The organism is Mycobacterium pinniadriaticum (genome assembly GCF_026242045.1).
GTDB lineage: Bacteria > Actinomycetota > Actinomycetes > Mycobacteriales > Mycobacteriaceae > Mycobacterium > Mycobacterium pinniadriaticum.
In genome coordinates, this window is sequence record NZ_JAPJDO010000002.1 from 21,429 (window position 1) to 37,953 (window position 16,525).

Here is a 16,525-nt window from a genome sequence, read left to right on the forward strand (position 1 = left end):
ACATGGCCAATCCCGCCGCACAGACCGCGCTCGGCCCGATGATCGTCGTGGCCGCCGACCAGCACGAACCGGAGCCCCTGATGCACGACCCCTGGGCGGCGCAGCTGTTGCCGACCGCCGGCCGGTTCACGGCGGCACTGACCCGCTGGTCACCGGTGCGCACCGCACTGAAGTCGGCGACGAACAAGAAGATCAGTGGCGGGTGGTCGAGTTTCCTGTGCCGCAAGCGCTATATCGATGACCAACTGCGTGCCGCGCTCGTCAATGACATTGACGCCGTTGTCATTCTGGGCGCCGGCTACGACACCCGCGCGGTCCGGCTGCCGGAGTTGGCCGACATCGGAGTGTGCGAGGTCGATCTGCCCGCCAACACCATGCGTAAGACCGCCGCCTTGCACCGCGCATTCGGCCGAACTCCGCCCAACATGACCCTCGTGCCGGTCGACTTCGAGACCGACGACCTCACCGAGGTTCTGGGTCGCGCCGGATTCGGCCCGCACCGGCGCACGTTCTACGTATGGGAGGCAGTCACCCAGTATCTGACCGAGTCTGCCGTGCGCCGGACTCTTGCGTACCTTGCACAGGCGGCACCTGGCAGCGTCCTCGCATTCACCTATGTCCGCGAGGACTTCCTGACCGGCCAGCACACCTACGGCGCCGAGGGCGCCCGGGAACAATTCGTCGTCAAGAGCCCGCTGTGGCGCTTCGGCCTCCGCCCCACCGCAGTGGGATCCTTTCTCGCCGAGTACGGCTGGCGGGAGGTCGAACAGGTCGGTCCCGCCGAGTACGCGGCCCGCTACCTCGTCCCGGCCGGCAGAGACCTCGCGGTGTCGGAGATCGAACGCGCCGTCTCTGCCGAGCGGGCGCCCCGATGACCGCCGATCCGCCGTTCGATGCCCAGGAGCGCGCCGCGTTGTGCGACCTCTTCGATCGCCTCGGCCCGCATGCCCACACCCTGCTCGACGGGTGAACGACCCACCACCTGGCCGCCCACCTTCTTCTGCGCGCTGTGGCGAAACGTCCAGCGCGGCAGCGGCTATCTGAGCCGCCGGGTGCGCGGAGTCGGGCTCGCCATCGTCTGGGCAGGCACCCGATACCGGATCACCGTCCGGGCGGGTGACCCGGTTGCCGAACTCAGCGGTCCGCCCGGCGAACTACTGCTGTACCTGTTCGGGCGCCAGGCGGCGCCCCGGGTAGCGGTGGACGGCCCCCTGCCGCCGTCAGCGCCGTGCAGGCCGGCCGCCTCGGAATGTGACCACCCAGCTGTTCACGTCGCCGTCGCAGTTCAGGACGGCGCGCGCCGCGCAAAGTGACTATGCTGGCTCCTTTCCTGCGCTCGGCGGCCAGCCGATCCGCGGGATCTCCTGAACAGAGGAGCGACATGTCCGCCGAAGCGCCGTCACCGGCCGCGCCGAAAGGCTCGCCCGGCCATATCCGGCTGACCTCGCACCACGGCGCCGATGACGCACCGGCGATCAGGTGGGGCGCGGCCACGGCCGGCGAACGCGGACCGTTGATCGGCACCACCAGCACCCGCAGCCACCGCAATGTCATCGGAACGCACAGCGGCTCCTACAGCGTGTATCGCGCACTCGCGGTCGCGTCCGGCGCGCTGTCCCGGGAGCACCGTGCCGACCTGACCAACACCGCCCCCACCGACACCATCGGGCCGTACCCCCAGTGGAGCCGACCGGAGGCGATCGTCAGCCTGGACCCGTGGGGCGCCATGGTCGCCGACGCGTTCGCCGACGAGTTGGTCGCCGGCCAGGACATCCGCCCAACCATCGCGGTCACCAAGGCGCACGTGATCCTCCCGGAGATCGCCGACGCGATCGACAAGGGCCGACTGGTTCCCGACGGCAGGACTCTGCTGCCCGGCGGCGCGGCGCTGGTGACCAAGGCGGCGATCGAACCGGTCTGGTACCTGCCGGGCGTCGCGGAACGGTTCGGTTGCAGTGAATCCCAGCTGCGGCGGGTGTTGTTCGAGGAGACCGGTGGGATGTATCCCGAACTGGTCACCCGCTCCGATTTAGAGGTCTTTCTTCCGCCCATCGGTGGACAGACGCTCTACATCTTCGGTGCCGCGCGCGATCTCGCCGACCCCACCGTCGAGCTGACCGCCCGGGTGCACGACGAGTGCAACGGCTCCGATGTGTTCGGTTCCGATATCTGCACCTGCCGGCCATATCTGACGCACGCGATCGAGGAATGCATCCTCGGAGCGCAGCGCGGCGGGGTCGGTCTGGTCGCGTACTCCCGCAAGGAGGGCCGTGCGCTCGGCGAGGTGACCAAGTTCCTGGTCTACAACGCGCGCAAGCGTCAGCAGGGCGGGGACACCGCCGAGGCGTACTTCGCCCGGACCGAATGCGTTGCCGGGGTTCAGGACATGCGCTTCCAGGAACTGATGCCAGATGTTCTGCACTGGTTGGGTATTCGCAAGATCCACCGCCTGGTGTCGATGAGCAATATGAAGTACGACGCCATCGTCGGCTCGGGGATCGATGTGGGTGAACGGGTCAACATTCCCGACGAGCTGATCCCGCCCGATGCCCGGGTGGAGATCGACGCCAAGATGGCCGCGGGCTATTTCACTCCCGGCCCGGTGCCCGATGCCGCCGAACTGAAGAAGGCCAAGGGCCGGGAGTTGAGCGGCTGATGAGGTCGGCCGTCGATGTCGACGTGGACACCCCGGCGGGTGCCGCTGCCGCCTTGCGCAGCACTCGTGCGGTGCGCGAGCGCGCCCGGCTGTTGACCGAACGTGCCCGCGCCGGTGAGTCACCATGGTTCACCGTGCATGACGACCAGCTCGCCTCGGCAGCCGCGTTGGTCGCTGAGGTCACCCGGGACAGTTATCCGGATCTGCAGATCCCGTTTCACAGCCGATGGCGCCATTTCGAGGCCGGCGGGGTGGATCGCAAGGCTGAGTTGGATCGGCTGCTGACCGGTGTCGACGTCCCGGCCCGGGCCATGATCGATCTCACCGTGGTCAGCGTGCTGCTCGACGCCGGCGCCGGCCCGACCTGGTCGTACCTCGAACCGGATACCGGTCTGCGATTGAACCGGTCGGAGGGGTTGGGGGTAGCCAGTTTTCACGCCTTTACCGCTGGTGTGTTCTCCTCGGACCCCGACGACCCGCTGCGCGTCGACGCGGCCGGACTGGCCGGCCTGACCGAGCGACGGCTCGCCGAGGCGTTTCAGTCCGATGCCGCCAACCCGCTGGTCGGGGTGGATGGCCGGGTCGCCGTCCTTCGCCGACTGGGCGCCGCGCTGGCCAGCGCACCGGAGGTCTTCGGTACCGACGGCCGGCCGGGCGGATTGCTCGACGCGGTACCCGCACCTGGGTGCGAATCGGTGCGGGCGCACGACATCCTCACCGTGATCCTGACCTCGCTCGCCTCGATCTGGCCTGGCGGCAACATGATCGACGACCAAGCGGTCGGCGATTGCTGGCGCCACCGGGCGCTGGACGGCCCCGGCCTGACCGCGGGCTGGATGCCGTTTCACAAACTCTCACAGTGGCTCACCTACTCCCTGCTCGAACCGTTCGGGTGGGCCGGCGTGGCGGTGACCGATCTCGACGATTTGACCGGGCTGCCGGAGTACCGGAACGGCGGCCTGTTGCTGGATACCGGGGTTCTGCGTCTTCACGATCCCCGATTGGCTGACCGAAGCTTCACGGCGGCCGATGAATTGGTCGTCGAGTGGCGCGCACTCACGGTCGCGCTGCTCGACGAGCTGACCCCTGTCGTGCGCGAACAGCTCGGGGTGGACGCTGAGACGCTGCCGCTGGCACGGGTGCTGGAGGGTGGCACCTGGGCGGCCGGCCGGCGGCTCGCTCAGCGGCTGCGCGAGGGGCTGCCCCCGCTGGCCATCGTCAGCGACGGCACGGTGTTCTGATGCGTGACGTCCACATCGTCGACCACCCGCTGGTACAGCACAAGCTGACCCTGATGCGGCGGAAGGAAACCTCCACCAATTCGTTTCGGCGCCTGGCCAACGAGATGTCCACGCTGTTGGCCTATGAGGTGCTGCGCGACACGCCGACGCACGAGATCGAGGTGCGCACCCCGCTGGAAGCGACCAGAGGGGCTGTCATCGACGGTAAGAAGCTGGTGTTCGTCTCGATACTGCGAGCCGGAACCGGGATTCTCGACGGGATGCTGACCGTCGTCCCGGGCGCCCGAATCGGACACATCGGCTTGTATCGTGACCCGAAAACCCTTGTTGCCGTGGAGTACTACTTCAAGATGCCGAATGACCTGCATGAGCGGGAGGTGGTGGTCGTCGACCCGATGCTGGCCACCGGCAACTCGGCGGTGGCCGCGGTCGACAGACTCAAGGAGTTCCGGCCCCGGTCCATCAAATTCGTCTGCCTGCTCACCTGCCCGGAGGGCACCGCCGCATTGCACGACGCCCATCCGGAGGTGCCGATCTTCACCGCTGCCGTCGACCGCGGCCTCGATGAGCGCGGCTATATCGTCCCGGGCCTGGGCGATGCCGGTGATCGGCTGTTCGGCACCAAGTAAAACTGCTGCCGTTCAGCTTTCAGGTCGTACGAGCGGCGGGGATCACTGCCGGGAGTGCGACCGCAGGACACCCAGGCGATGCTGGTATTCGGCCTCGTCGATCTCACCGCGGGCGAATCGGGCCGCCAGGACCTGTTCGGGGGTCTCCCCGTACGGCAGCACTTGGGGAGCTTCGGGGGCCGGGGAGGTACCGCTGGTGAACCGGACCAACGCGATGATCCCGACGATGATGAGGATCCAGAACAACACCATTCCGATAGCCATGCCTGCGTAGCCCCAGCCCCCCATGTTGTGGTCGTACCAGAACATCACGGGACTCCTCCTTCCTCTTGTTGGTCGACTCCGCCTCAACCGACGTAGTCGAGGGTTGTCATCATTCCGGCATCCATGTGATATCCGTTGTGGCAGTGCAGCATCCATATGCCGGGGTTGTCGGCGACGAGATTGACCGCGACGGTCTGCATCGGTTTGACGATGACGGTGTCCTTGCGCGGACCTGCGCTTCCGTCGGCTTTCAGCACCTGGAAGGTGTGGCCGTGCAAGTGCATGGGATGCCACATCATGGTTTGGTTGGCGAAGGTCAAGGTTGCGCGCTGGCCCCGATCGATGGTCAAGGGCACGGTGTGATCGTATGGGCGGCCGTTGATCATCCAGTCGTAGTGCATCATCGTGCCCGACAATCGCGCTTCCAGAGCGAGGTCGCTGCCGGCTGGGAGCTGAACTTCGGGTGTCGCGGTGACGGTGTCGACCGTTCCGATACGTCCGGACAGTTCGGGCGGCCGGTAGTCGGCACCCGGACCGCTTCCGGCCGCAGTGGACAACAGGGCGCGGGCCACCGCGTTCTTGCCTTCGGCTGAGGCAACCAATGGGAACACTCCGTCCCCGGCGGTCACGACGACGTCGTAGCGTTCTCCCATACCGAGCAGGACGGCATCGACTTCGGTGGGTATCACCGGAAAGCCGTCGGTGTGGGTGACCGTCATCCGGTGTCCGGCCAGCGCGACCCGGAACGCCGTGTCGGCGCCGGCGTTGATGATCCGGATCCGGATGCGTTGCCCCGGTTTCGCGGTGAACGTAGTCGGCGCGGCAGGGATACGCCCGTTGATCAGGTAGTAGGGGTAGTTGACGTCGCCGGCGTCGCCTCCGAGCAGGTCACTTGTCCCCACACCGCCCATCCCGGGCATCGGACCCATACCCCCCATGCCGGGCATCCCATGCATGGAACCCATGCCGCCCATGCCCCCCGACCGCAGACCCTCGAAGATCTGCTCGGGGCTGCTGCCGACTCCGGAGGTCCAGTCGTCGAGCATCACGATCCACTCGGCATCGTAGCGACCCGGCTCGGCAGGATCGTCGATGACGACCGGTAGATACAGGCCGTAGTCGGTGTCCAGGCCGGTGTGCGGATGTGCCCAGTACGTGCCCGGATACGGCGAGCTGAATCGGTAGGTGAAGCTCGCGGCGGGCGCGATGTTGGGCGTGGCCGGGGCCACACCATCCATGTCGTTGCGTAGTGCGATTCCGTGCCAATGCACCGACGACGGGTGGTTCAAATTGTTGTCGACGGTCACCGCGATCTCGTCGCCGACATTCGCCCGGATCAGCGGACCGGGGACCTGCCCGTTGAAGGCCAGGGTGCCTGCCCTGGTCCCACCGAGATCGATGTCGGCCGATCCCGGTGTCAGCCGGGTAGTGACCGTCGTCCCGGTGTGGGGGCGAGCGGCTTCCGCGGCGGCGATCGCCGACGCACCGGGAGCACTCGGGGCGGGGGCGGGACGCCCACACGCCACCAAGGCCGCACCGAGGGCCCCGGCAGCCAGGAACCCCCGCCGCGTCATGGCTGCCGCCGGGCGCGCTCGACTCATCACCGATCCTGCCGTCTAGGAGTTACGTCCACCAACATTGCGCTGTGCCCACCTTCGATTGGGTGTTGGTTCTATGAAGATTCGCTCAAGACCCGGATGCGGTCGCCCCACCGGGCACGATGAGAACATGGATGTCATATCGCGTGCCGGGCCTGACGGAGTCGACTCCGGCTACCGAGCCCTCGTGGTCGACGACGAGGTTCCGCTGGCCGAAGTGGTCGCCAGCTATCTGGAACGCGAGCAGTTCGAGGTCACCCTGTGTCATTCCGGTTCCGACGCGCTGGCCGTCGCACGAGAAGTCGACCCCGATGTGGTGGTTCTGGACCTTGGACTGCCGGGTATCGACGGCCTGGAGGTGTGCCGGCAGCTCCGGACCTTCTCCGATGCCTACGTGGTCATGCTGACCGCTCGCGACACCGAGGTGGACACCATCGTCGGGCTGTCGGTCGGAGCCGATGACTATGTGACCAAGCCATTCAGCCCACGCGAGTTGGTCGCCCGGATCCGGGCGATGCTGCGCCGTCCCCGGGCGGTCGGCAGGCAGGTTCCGCCTGCCGACCGCGGGGCCGCCGACGAGACACCACCGCGGGCGTTCGGTGCGCTGACGATCAATGTCGCAAGCCGCGAGGTGTTCCTGGACGAAGAACCAATCCCTCTGACCCGCACGGAATTCGACATTCTCGCAGCACTGTCCTCACGGCCGAGTGTGGTGTGGAGCCGCCGGCAGCTCATTGAGGCGGTATGGGGTGAACCGTGGGTTGGCAACGACCATCTCGTCGACGTCCACGTCGGTCATCTGCGGCGGAAACTCGCGGACAACCCGGCCGACCCGAGATTTGTGTTCACCGTTCGCGGGGTGGGGTATCGGATGGGGACCGGACAGTGAGTGCGCTGCGCGGCTTCGGAATGCGGCGCCGGCTCCTGCTCGCCCAGACGTTGGTGCTCGTCGCCGGCGGCGCCACTACGTGGGTGGTGGCATCCATCGTGGGCCCACCGTTGTTCCGGGAGCACCTGCACATGGCCGGTGTCGCCCACGACTCCAGCGAGCAGTTTCACGCCGAGCAGGCTTATCAGTACGCCACCGCGCTCTCCGTCGCGTTCGCGATCACGGTGGCGGCGCTGACCGCCCTTGTCGTGACGGCTTACCTGAGCCGGCGTCTGCAGAGCTCGATCGCCGAGGTGTCGGCGGCGGCATCGGAGGTCGCCGAGGGGCACTATGACATCCGCGTGGCGCCGCCCCGCCTCGGCGACGAGTTCGATGAACTGGCACGGGCTTTCAATCAGATGGCCGAACGGCTGCAGGCGGTGGAATCCACCCGACGTCAGCTGTTCGGTGATCTCGCCCATGAGATCCGCACACCGGTCTCGGTGTTGGAGGCCTACTTCGAGGCCGTCGAGGATGGGGTGAAGTCCCTCGACCCACCGACCATCGCGATGCTGCGTGAACAGACCGGTCGCCTGGTGCGTTTCTCGGCCGATGTGGCTGCCCTGGCTCAGGCCGAAGAAGCCCACGCCGCCATCACACCGGGCTGGGTGACGGCCGATGAGTTGGTCGCCACGGTCAGCGCCGCCGTCGCCGACCGTTACGCTGCCAAGAACGTCAGCCTGGATTTCTCCGCCTCGGCCGACATCCGATTGTGGGCAGATCGGCAACGACTCGCGCAGGTGCTGAGCAATCTGCTCGACAACGCGTTACGACACACGCCAGCCGGCGGTCATGTCACCCTCACCGCGGTTCTGGTGGGCAGGGACGTGGCCTTCTCGGTCGGCGATGACGGCGAGGGCATCGCGGCGCAGCATCTGCCGCACGTCTTTGAGCGCTTCTACCGGGTCGACGCTGCCCGAGACCGTGGCCGGGGAGGTTCCGGTATCGGGCTCGCCATCGCCAAGGCGCTCACCGAGGCCCAGGGCGGCCGTATCACTGTGGCCAGCCGCGGGTTGGGAACGGGGACGACGTTCACGGTGTCGCTGCCGGTCCAGGCGTCAGCGGGCACCCGGCGCAGCGATCAGGGACACGTCGCCCCGACCATGCCGTAGCCGGCGCGTACGGCGTTCCTAGAGCGTGCCGAGGATCTGGTTCATCGTGTCGATCTCCTGCTGCTGGCTGCTGGCGATCGACTTGGCCAGGGTGACGGCTTCCTGCGATTGGCCGTTCTTGATTTCGTTCTGCGCCATGGTGATCGCGCCTTGGTGGTGCTCGATCATCTGGGTGAGGAACAACTTGCTGGCCGCCACTCCCTGGGCGTTCTGCAGGGCCTGCATGTCGGCGGCGGACATCATCCCGTCCATCCCCGGCATGTCGCCCATGTCACCCATGCCGCCCATCCCCGGCATACCGCCGTGATCGCCCATCCCCGGCATACCGCTCATCGCCGGCACGCCCCACTGGTTGAGCCAACCCTGCATCTGTTCGATCTCGGGGCCTTGTGCCGCTTTGATCTGCTTGGCCAGATCGACGACTCGTGGATCGATACCCTGCTTGCCCAGAATCACATCGCTCATCTGAACCGCCTGCTGATGATGCGGAATCATATGCTGCGCGAACATCACGTCGGCCTGGTTGTGCGCGGCCGATGATGCAGCCGTGGTGGAACTCGGGGCGGACGAGGGTGCCGGCGACGAGGCTGCGTTCTCGGTCGCAGAGTTGCCACACGCACCGATGGCGACCGCCGCGGCCACCGCCGCCGCTCCAGTCAACAGAGGCCTGATCCTGTTCACAACAAAGCCTTTCGTCATTCTCAAGTCGTTTCGTTGATGACTTTCCCCCGCGCTGGTAGGGCTCTCCTGGTGGTTCTGTGAAGATTCGATAAAGAACCGCCATTCGTGCTCGCCTGCCGCAGATTCACGATGTCCGCACCGGCGGCGAGGGCCGCCCTAGTGGGCGCACAGGAGGGCGACCGTGGCCGGAGCCATCACGGTCACCGCAACGGTCGCGGTCAGCGCCGTTCGATGTCGCCACTGCTGGGCGGGCCCGGCCAGCCGCGCAAGCCGGGTGACCCTCGCGGTCACCGCCGTGTCGGCGGCACCGAGGTGCGCGGGCGCCGCGCGAAGTTCGGCCAGGCGCACCAGGCTCTCCACCAACGGTGCTGCGCCGTAAAGGCGGACAGCGACATCGTCGGCGCACATCTCCAAGAGGCGCGTCGCAGCGGATGTCCCTGCGGCAAACAGGGGCAGCCGTGGGAGCGCGGCCGCCACGGCACGCAGCACGATCAGTAGCTGGTGATGGCGTCCTCGAATGTGGGCGTCTTCGTGAGCGAGGACCGCTGCGAGTTGCCTGCGGTCGAGAGTGTGGACTGCTGCGCTGGTTACGACGATGGCATGCGGGCGGCCTGCGACACAGTACGCGGCTGGGCGCCGGTCGGCGATGACCACGACATCGGGCCTAGTGGTCGCAGTACCGACGATGCGGATGGCACGAGCATGCTCAACGCTGTGCGTCCGCAAACGGTAGATCCCGGCGACGGTTCGGCACGTCACCCACATGGTGGCGACCAGCGCCAAGGCGGTCGTCAGCGAGACCAGGAGCTTGACGGGATCCGTCGCGACCTCGGGAAAACCGAATAACTCGGGGCAGTAATCCACCACGGTCCCGCGGATGATGCTGGACGTCACGGCCAGGGCCGTTGCGCACAGCGCGCCAACCCACGCAATCAGCGCGGTGCCGATCGCGGTGAGCCAGACGGCTAGACCCAACCTCGGCGCAACACCGTGAGATGTCACGCGTTCCAGGACCGGAGGGCAGATCCACGTCAGCACCGCTGCGTAGGCCAGCAGACACGCGGCGACGTTCACCGCAAGCGCGATTCTGACTCGACTCGACGCAGCGCCGCAGCCAGTTGGGCAGCCTCTTCTGCGCTCATCTGCTGCAGGAAGTGAGTGAGGACCAGACCGCCGTCTCCACCCGATTCAAGAGCCGCACGCATCAGCCTTGCTGATCGTTCCTCTCGCGTCATCGTCGGCCAGTACTGGTACGCCTTACCCAGCCGTTCACGCTCCAACCACTGCTTTCGGTACAGGTTGTCCATTGTCGACATGACGGTCGTGTACGCGATGCGACGATCGTCGATCAACTCGTCAAAGATTTCTCGTACGGTGACCGGCCGCTGGTGAGACCAGATGCGATCCATGACGACAGCTTCGAGATCACCAAATCCCCTCTGCTGCATCGCTCCTCCTGCCGACCCGGATCCGACAGCTACGCACGCGCGGCGGTCGTGACCAAATTGTTGCCACCGAGGTCAGTGGCAGCTGTTTCGTATGTGGCCATTGTGACATACGGTGTGGCTACATACGTACCAACTACGTAGATGTGTCGGCACGGTTTCCCGAGGTCGGCTTGTCACCGGACCAACTCGCCAGCAGCGCCCCGCACTTTCGGCGCCGTCGGCGGTAAAGGAGCGCGCGATGCGGCCATCCTCGAGAGTCTTGACCGCCGTCGGCAGAGCGGCCGCGGCGTGCGCCGCCACGTCGATGCTGTTACTGGGCACCGCCGCCCCCGTGACGGCTACCCATGCCAGCTCCGACAGCGTCGACGAGGTTTCCGCGCTGATCGCGAAAGTAGGTCAAGCCGAACAGAAACTCGCCGATCTCGGCGCGCAGATCCAGCGACGACAAGAAGACGTCAACCGCGCACTCCTGGAAGTGAGCACGCGACGCGAGGAGGCCGCCGAGGCGTTCCGGGATGCTGCCACCAGCCGCCGTAACCTCGACGAGACGGCCGCCGCAATAGCCGCCGCTCAGCGACGTTTCGACGCACTAGCCGTGAGTTCTTACGTCAACGGACCGTCCGGTTCATTGATCGATGCCACCAACCCGCAAGAGGTCATCGAGGCCACCAGCGCGAGCACAACGTTGGCGATGGCATTCAGACAAGCGCAGATCGATCTGCAACGTGCCCGCACCGAACACGCCAACCGCGAGTCATCAGCCCGCGCGGCTCAGGACAAGGCGAACGCGACGGCCGGCGAGGCGCAGCGAAGTCTCGATGCCGCAGTCTCAACGTTGACCGCCGCTCAAGGCGACTTCGACGCTCAACGTGATCAACTTACCCTTCTTGTTGCTCAACGTGATTCGGCCCGCACGCGGTTGGAGGCCGCACACAGGAAGTCCGCCGCGGACGCTAACTGGGATCTGGCCGACACCAATGTCGGGTGGGACACCACCGTGCCGGCTGTACCCAGCGCCAATGTCACCGGCGACCCGATCGCGATCATCAACTCGCTTCTACAGATATCGGCCGCCTCCGCCCAGCTCACGGCCGATCTCGGCCGAAAGTTCCTCACCCAGTTGGGCATCCTTCGGCCCGCGGCAGCCGCAGCCGACTCCGGAATCACCAACGGGCGCATTCCCTACGTCAACGGCCGCGAAGCCTCCGAATACGTGATCCGCCGGGCGATGACCCAGATCGGCGTGCCGTACTCATGGGGTGGAGGTAGTGCCTCCGGTCCTACCCGCGGGATTGATTCTGGTTCCGGAACAGTGGGATTCGACTGCTCCGGACTGATGCTCTACGCATTCGCCGGGGTCGGGATCAAACTACCCCACTATTCGGGCTCGCAATACAACGCCGGGCGCAAGATACCCGCCGCACAGATGCGTCGCGGTGATCTCATCTTCTGGGGAGCCAACGCTAGTCAACATGAGGCGATGTACCTCGGCGACGGCATGATGCTCGAAGCCCAGCAGACAGGTGTGCCGGTAAAGGTCTCTCCCGTGCGCACCAGTGGCATGATGCCGTATGTCACCCGACTGATCGAATACTGACCGTTCGCGGGGCATTGATGCGGCGACGACGGCAGGGCATGACGTACGAGAGCGATTATGGGCAGCCAGGAAAGTGAGTCTCGACGGTCTCGGCGCCGGCTGGTCATTGCCGCGTGCCTGACCGTGGGCGGCGCAGCCGCGGTCGCCGTCGCTATCACGGTCGGCGGGATCCGGTTGAATGGCGGCTCCCAGGCCATGCCATCCGCTGAGCGGTCGGCTCGGGAGCGTTGCGCGGCCGATGTGCTCAAGCGACTGGTCTCACCGTCAACGGCTACTCTCACCGATGTTCGCACGGACCCGAGCACCCTCGACACAGACGGCCGCGACCTGTTTCCGCTCACCCTCGACGAGCCGCTCAAAGGAGTGGAAAGGAGCCGCATCACCGTGCTCAACGTCTCCGGTGTAGTCAACTCGCCCAACGAGGTCGGCTCCGTGATCCGAGACCACTTCGACTGCCGGGCCTACTTCGTTGATGGCTCGCTGGCTCACACATTGGTGCTCTTCGATCACGGCCACTGAGCCGCTTGCCGTGCGCACTCCTGGTCGCCGTCGGCCAACTCGGTAATTCCAGATCAGCCTTCGTCGTGGTGGTGACCGTCGGTATGGGTCGCCATTTCCGTCAGCGGGAGCCCGGCCTCGATGGGCGGCACCTCGCTAGGCGGTGGGGTTACCACCTGAACCTGCGGTGCGGCCGGCGGTGGTGAATCGTGGTGATGGCCGTCGGTGGGCACATCATGGACGGCCGGGTGTTCGCCTTCCGCTTCGGTGAGACCGTGGTGATGGTCGCCGTGCCCTTGAAGGCCCGACGCCAGGCCTGTCGTCACGGCGGCTGCCATCACGGTGTTGGCCCCCAGCAGCACCAATGCCCGAACCAAGCCCGAAACGTGGTGCGCGCGAGAGCATCGAAACCATGCCCACGCTGAACCCATGACGATGTAGCACTGAAGCAGTAGCACACAGATGCCGGCGGCCTGGACAGCCTCAACCTGCCCGGCGAAGGGGCCGAATGGCGCGCCCGCGGTCCGGGACACGACCCACAACGCGATGGAACTCGTATTGACCGCAATCCCGGTGACGAGCACCCACGGTGTCGGCCGCATCCAGACGACGAATGCCCAGATCAGTTGAAAGATGCCGATCGAGACGAAGAACAACCCCGATGGCAACCACTCGCCCCAATGGCTCGGTGCGACCGCGAAGTGGATCGTCGCGGCGCCGACGGAGGCCGTCGCCGCGCATCGAGCAGCCAGGCGGCTGTCGGTTCGGTTTTCCGCATTGGTAGTCACTGCTGCCTATGGTCACATCAGGTTCCCGCGCGGCGCGAGCAGCAGTGCATAACATTCGGGTGCCAGATCGGCTACACCGACGCGATCAGGCCGCGCTCGGCAGTGCATCGGCGTCGCGGCGCTGCCTGGCGGGCAGTGCCAGTTTGACGATCTTGCGGACCACCGTGGCGAACTGCTTAGGCAGCGGACCGGCGTTGTACGGCACGCCGTAGCGTTGGCACACCTCGCGAACCTGGGGAGCCATCTCGGCATACCGGCGCGCCGGCACGTCGGGGAAGAGGTGGTGCTCGATCTGGTGTGACAGGTTGCCCGACAGCAGGTGGAAGAGCTTGCCGCCGGTCAGGTTGGCCGAGCCGAGGATCTGCCGGAAGTACCACTGGCCGCGCGACTCGTTGCGCGTTTCCTCCACGGTGAATTCAAGAGTGCCGTCTGGGAAATGGCCGCAGAAGATGATCGCGTACGACCACACGTTGCGGATCAGATTGGCAGTCAGGTTTCCGGTGAACACGAACGGGGCGAACGGTCCGGCCAGCACGGGGAAGGCGACGTAGTCCTTGAGCAGCTGGCGGCGGGTCTTGCGCCAGATCTCGGCCAGCACCTCCCGCTTGTCGGTCAGTGAAATCTCACCGGAGCGGATGCGTTCGGTTTCCAGTTCATGCAGCGCGACACCGTATTGGAACAGCACCATGAGCAGGACGGCGTACACCGGGTTGCCGAGAAAGTACGGCCGCCACGGCTGATCGGGGCTCATCCGCAGGATGCCGTAGCCGATGTCGCGGTCCATCCCCACGATATTGGTGAAGGTGTGGTGGGAGAAGTTGTGCGAATGCCGCCACTGATCGGCCGGGCACGCGGTGTCCCATTCGAAGGTGCGGCCGGCCAGTGCCGGGTCGCCGGTCCACTCGTACTGCCCGTGCATGACGTTGTGGCCGATCTCCATGTTGTCGAGGATCTTCGAGACCGCCAGGAGTGCGGTGCCGGCCAGCCAGGCCGGCGGAATGATGCCCGCGAATAGCAGGGCGCGCCCACTGATTTCCATGGCGCGCTGCGTTTTGATGACTCGGCGGATGTAGTCGACGTCGGCCTGCCCGAGGTCGGCGGTCACCCGGTCCTTGATGGCGTCGAGCTCGCGGCCGAACGCGTCGGCCTGCTCGGGTGTCAGTGTGATGTGTTGGGGGATCATAGTTTTCACTTTCGTCTCATAGCGCGATCTCGACATCGCCAACGGGCACGGACACGCAGATCTGCACGTCCTCCTCGTCGGCGGTCGATATCGCGCCGGTGGTCACGTTGCGTACCGCGCCGCGATGCTTGCGGCGAGTGCAGGTGTGGCAGATGCCCATCCGGCATCCGCTGGTGGGGTTCAGTCCGGCGCCCTCAGCCTGGTCGAGCAGGGGACGTCCGTCGTCTTCGGTGTTGATACCGCTGTCGCGGAACGTGATTCGCCCGCCCGACGCGCCGTCGGGGACGACGAAGCGTGTCGGAACGAAGCTTTCCGACAGCACGTTCGGGCAATGCTCCCGGACCGCCTCGACCAGTGCGGGCGGCCCGCAGACGTACACGACGTCGGGATCGGCCATGGCGCTGCGCAGGTGGTCGGCTCCGAACCGGCCGGTGAGCTCGCCGCCGGGCGAGCGGGTATAGCCGTGCAGAACCCGGATCGGCATTCCCGTGAGTTCGGTTCGGTAGCACGCCTCGAGCGGGGTGCGGGCGTAGTGGACGAAGACGATCTCGCCGTCGAAGTGCTCCGCCAGCAGGGTGCGCACCATCGACATCACCGGGGTGATTCCGCTGCCGCCGGAGACGAGCAGGATGCGCCGCGGCCTGCGGTCGGGCAGCACGAAGTCGCCGGCCGGTGCCGACAGCCCGACCACCATGCCGGGGCGAGCGTGCCGGTACAGGTGGCTGGACACCAGACCGCCGTCGTGACGGCCGATCGTGAGCTCGATGAGCGAGCTGCCCTCGGCGCTGGCAGGCGAATAACAGCGGGTGTGGCGGCGGCCGTCGATCTCCACCGTCAGATTCAGATGCTGGCCGGCGCGGTAGCCGGTGACAGCCGTATTGGGGGCGAGGAACAGGGTGACGCTACGCGGGGTCGTCCGGCGCACGTCGACCACCTTGGCCCGTGCATCGGTGGTCCAGGTCGGGTCCACCAACTCGGTGTAGCGGTCGACGCCGTGCGGACCGGTGAGCAGATCGACCAGCGGCGAGCGAAGCACCTTCTTGGTCAGAGTTTTAGTGAACATATGTACACCGTGACTGGTGAAACTGCACGTCGTCAAGGAATCGAGCCAGAGTGTGGTAGCGTTCACAACAGTGAACAGTCGTACGCCGAGCTCACGTCGGGAGCGGACATCGAAGTCCCGCTCCCGGGAAACACCCTCCCGCGAGGAGCGCAAAGAAGCCACTCGCCGGGCGATCATCGCCGCCGCCCTCAAGCTGCTCGACGAGCGGAGTTTCAGCGGTCTGAGCCTGCGTGAGGTCACCCGCGAGGCGGGGATCGTGCCCGCGGCTTTCTACCGCCACTTCGAATCGATGGACGCGCTGGGCCTGGTGCTCATCGATGAGTCGTTCCGCACGCTGCGGGAGATGCTGCGCAGTGCCCGCGCGGGCAAGCTCGACCCGAACCGGGTAATCGAGTCGACCGTCGAGATTCTGGTCGCCGGGGTGGCCGACCAACGCGAGCACTGGCGGTTCATCGGGCGGGAACGCTCCAGCGGCGTGACGGTGCTGAGGTATGCGATCCGCACCGAGATCCGGCTGATCACCTCGGAACTGGCCACCGACCTGGCCCGGTTTCCCGGCCTCAACAGCTGGAGCACCGAAGATCTCAACATCCTGGCCAGCCTGTTCGTGAACTCGATGATCATCATCGCCGAGGCCATCGAGGACGCTCACGACGCCGCTGCGCTCGACGAGATCAAGCGAACGGCGGTCAAGCAGCTGCGGATGATCACCGTGGGTGTCAACGCCTGGCAGCCCGAGGACGAAGGCGCCGGTAACGATGGTGCCTGAGTCCGCTGAGACCGCGGTTGTCGTACGCATCGGTCGAGAAGAGGCGTAAAAAAGTGCAGTTTGGATGCAC

At 66.1% G+C, this 16,525-nt stretch carries 18 protein-coding genes; 10 read left to right on the top strand and 8 right to left on the bottom strand.

Annotated elements, in window-relative coordinates; translation table 11 throughout:
* Positions 1–2 precede the first annotated feature (2 nt).
* From ORI27_RS02295 to upp, 5 genes are all read left to right on the top strand, one after another.
* Complete coding sequence (locus ORI27_RS02295) at positions 3–875, top strand: SAM-dependent methyltransferase (protein WP_265994892.1); 873 nt, start codon at positions 3–5, stop codon at positions 873–875.
* A 69-nt stretch (positions 876–944) separates the two neighbouring features.
* Positions 945–1,313 (top strand): hypothetical protein, encoded by a 369-nt coding sequence (locus tag ORI27_RS02300; RefSeq protein WP_265994893.1) that lies wholly within the window; start codon positions 945–947, stop codon positions 1,311–1,313.
* A 68-nt stretch (positions 1,314–1,381) separates the two neighbouring features.
* Positions 1,382–2,656, top strand: a complete 1,275-nt coding sequence (locus tag ORI27_RS02305) for a GTP cyclohydrolase II (RefSeq protein WP_265994894.1) — start codon at positions 1,382–1,384, stop codon at positions 2,654–2,656.
* A complete protein-coding gene (locus ORI27_RS02310) occupies positions 2,656–3,897 on the top strand; it encodes a URC4/urg3 family protein (RefSeq protein ID WP_265994895.1) in 1,242 nt (413 codons plus the stop codon). Before ORI27_RS02305 ends, ORI27_RS02310 begins: the two co-directional genes overlap by 1 nt.
* Positions 3,897–4,526: a uracil phosphoribosyltransferase gene (upp, locus tag ORI27_RS02315; RefSeq protein WP_265994896.1), complete on the top strand. Its 630-nt coding sequence runs from the start codon at positions 3,897–3,899 to the stop codon at positions 4,524–4,526. The genes ORI27_RS02310 and upp overlap by 1 nt, the downstream gene beginning before the upstream one ends.
* Positions 4,527–4,568: 42 nt before the next feature.
* Here the strand turns inward: upp and ORI27_RS02320 are convergent, their stop codons facing one another.
* Complete coding sequence (locus ORI27_RS02320; RefSeq protein ID WP_265994897.1) at positions 4,569–4,838, bottom strand: SHOCT domain-containing protein; 270 nt, start codon at positions 4,836–4,838, stop codon at positions 4,569–4,571.
* A 35-nt stretch (positions 4,839–4,873) separates the two neighbouring features.
* The gene (locus ORI27_RS02325; protein WP_265994898.1) at positions 4,874–6,391 is read right to left on the bottom strand and encodes a multicopper oxidase family protein; all 1,518 of its coding nucleotides are present in this window, start codon (positions 6,389–6,391) and stop codon (positions 4,874–4,876) included.
* Between the two features lie 127 nt (positions 6,392–6,518).
* Between ORI27_RS02325 and ORI27_RS02330 the strand changes: the two genes are divergently transcribed.
* Both ORI27_RS02330 and ORI27_RS02335 read left to right on the top strand, forming a co-directional pair.
* Positions 6,519–7,277: a response regulator transcription factor gene (locus ORI27_RS02330; RefSeq protein WP_265994899.1), complete on the top strand. Its 759-nt coding sequence runs from the start codon at positions 6,519–6,521 to the stop codon at positions 7,275–7,277.
* A gap of 20 nt (positions 7,278–7,297) precedes the next feature.
* Positions 7,298–8,428 (top strand): sensor histidine kinase, encoded by a 1,131-nt coding sequence (locus ORI27_RS02335; protein WP_265995237.1) that lies wholly within the window; start codon positions 7,298–7,300, stop codon positions 8,426–8,428.
* Between the two features lie 18 nt (positions 8,429–8,446).
* On the opposite strand, the gene ORI27_RS02340 is transcribed toward ORI27_RS02335, so the two are convergent.
* The 3 genes from ORI27_RS02340 to ORI27_RS02350 all read right to left on the bottom strand — a co-directional run bounded on the left by ORI27_RS02340 (position 8,447) and on the right by ORI27_RS02350 (position 10,557).
* Positions 8,447–9,127: a DUF305 domain-containing protein gene (locus tag ORI27_RS02340; protein ID WP_265994900.1), complete on the bottom strand. Its 681-nt coding sequence runs from the start codon at positions 9,125–9,127 to the stop codon at positions 8,447–8,449.
* A gap of 138 nt (positions 9,128–9,265) precedes the next feature.
* Positions 9,266–10,183, bottom strand: a complete 918-nt coding sequence (locus tag ORI27_RS02345) for a M56 family metallopeptidase (RefSeq protein ID WP_265994901.1) — start codon at positions 10,181–10,183, stop codon at positions 9,266–9,268.
* Positions 10,180–10,557, bottom strand: a complete 378-nt coding sequence (locus ORI27_RS02350) for a BlaI/MecI/CopY family transcriptional regulator (protein WP_265994902.1) — start codon at positions 10,555–10,557, stop codon at positions 10,180–10,182. The genes ORI27_RS02345 and ORI27_RS02350 overlap by 4 nt, the downstream gene beginning before the upstream one ends.
* A 238-nt stretch (positions 10,558–10,795) precedes the next feature.
* Here ORI27_RS02350 and ORI27_RS02355 point away from each other — a divergent pair, with 238 nt between their 5' ends.
* On the top strand, positions 10,796–12,154 hold the full coding sequence (locus ORI27_RS02355; RefSeq protein ID WP_265994904.1) for an NlpC/P60 family protein: 1,359 nt from the start codon (positions 10,796–10,798) through the stop codon (positions 12,152–12,154).
* Between the two features lie 57 nt (positions 12,155–12,211).
* Positions 12,212–12,673, top strand: a complete 462-nt coding sequence (locus ORI27_RS02360) for a hypothetical protein (protein WP_265994905.1) — start codon at positions 12,212–12,214, stop codon at positions 12,671–12,673.
* A 53-nt stretch (positions 12,674–12,726) separates the two neighbouring features.
* Here the strand turns inward: ORI27_RS02360 and ORI27_RS02365 are convergent, their stop codons facing one another.
* The 3 genes from ORI27_RS02365 to ORI27_RS02375 all read right to left on the bottom strand — a co-directional run bounded on the left by ORI27_RS02365 (position 12,727) and on the right by ORI27_RS02375 (position 15,686).
* Positions 12,727–13,440: a hypothetical protein gene (locus ORI27_RS02365; RefSeq protein ID WP_265994906.1), complete on the bottom strand. Its 714-nt coding sequence runs from the start codon at positions 13,438–13,440 to the stop codon at positions 12,727–12,729.
* A gap of 85 nt (positions 13,441–13,525) precedes the next feature.
* Positions 13,526–14,623 carry a fatty acid desaturase family protein gene (locus ORI27_RS02370; RefSeq protein WP_265994908.1) on the bottom strand — a complete coding sequence of 366 codons (1,098 nt, stop codon included), beginning with the start codon at positions 14,621–14,623 and terminating at the stop codon, positions 13,526–13,528.
* Between the two features lie 16 nt (positions 14,624–14,639).
* Positions 14,640–15,686 (bottom strand): ferredoxin reductase, encoded by a 1,047-nt coding sequence (locus ORI27_RS02375; protein WP_265994909.1) that lies wholly within the window; start codon positions 15,684–15,686, stop codon positions 14,640–14,642.
* A gap of 70 nt (positions 15,687–15,756) precedes the next feature.
* Between ORI27_RS02375 and ORI27_RS02380 the strand changes: the two genes are divergently transcribed.
* Positions 15,757–16,455, top strand: coding sequence for a TetR family transcriptional regulator (locus ORI27_RS02380; protein ID WP_265994910.1), 699 nt, complete (start codon positions 15,757–15,759; stop codon positions 16,453–16,455).
* The last annotated feature ends 70 nt before the right edge of the window (positions 16,456–16,525 follow it).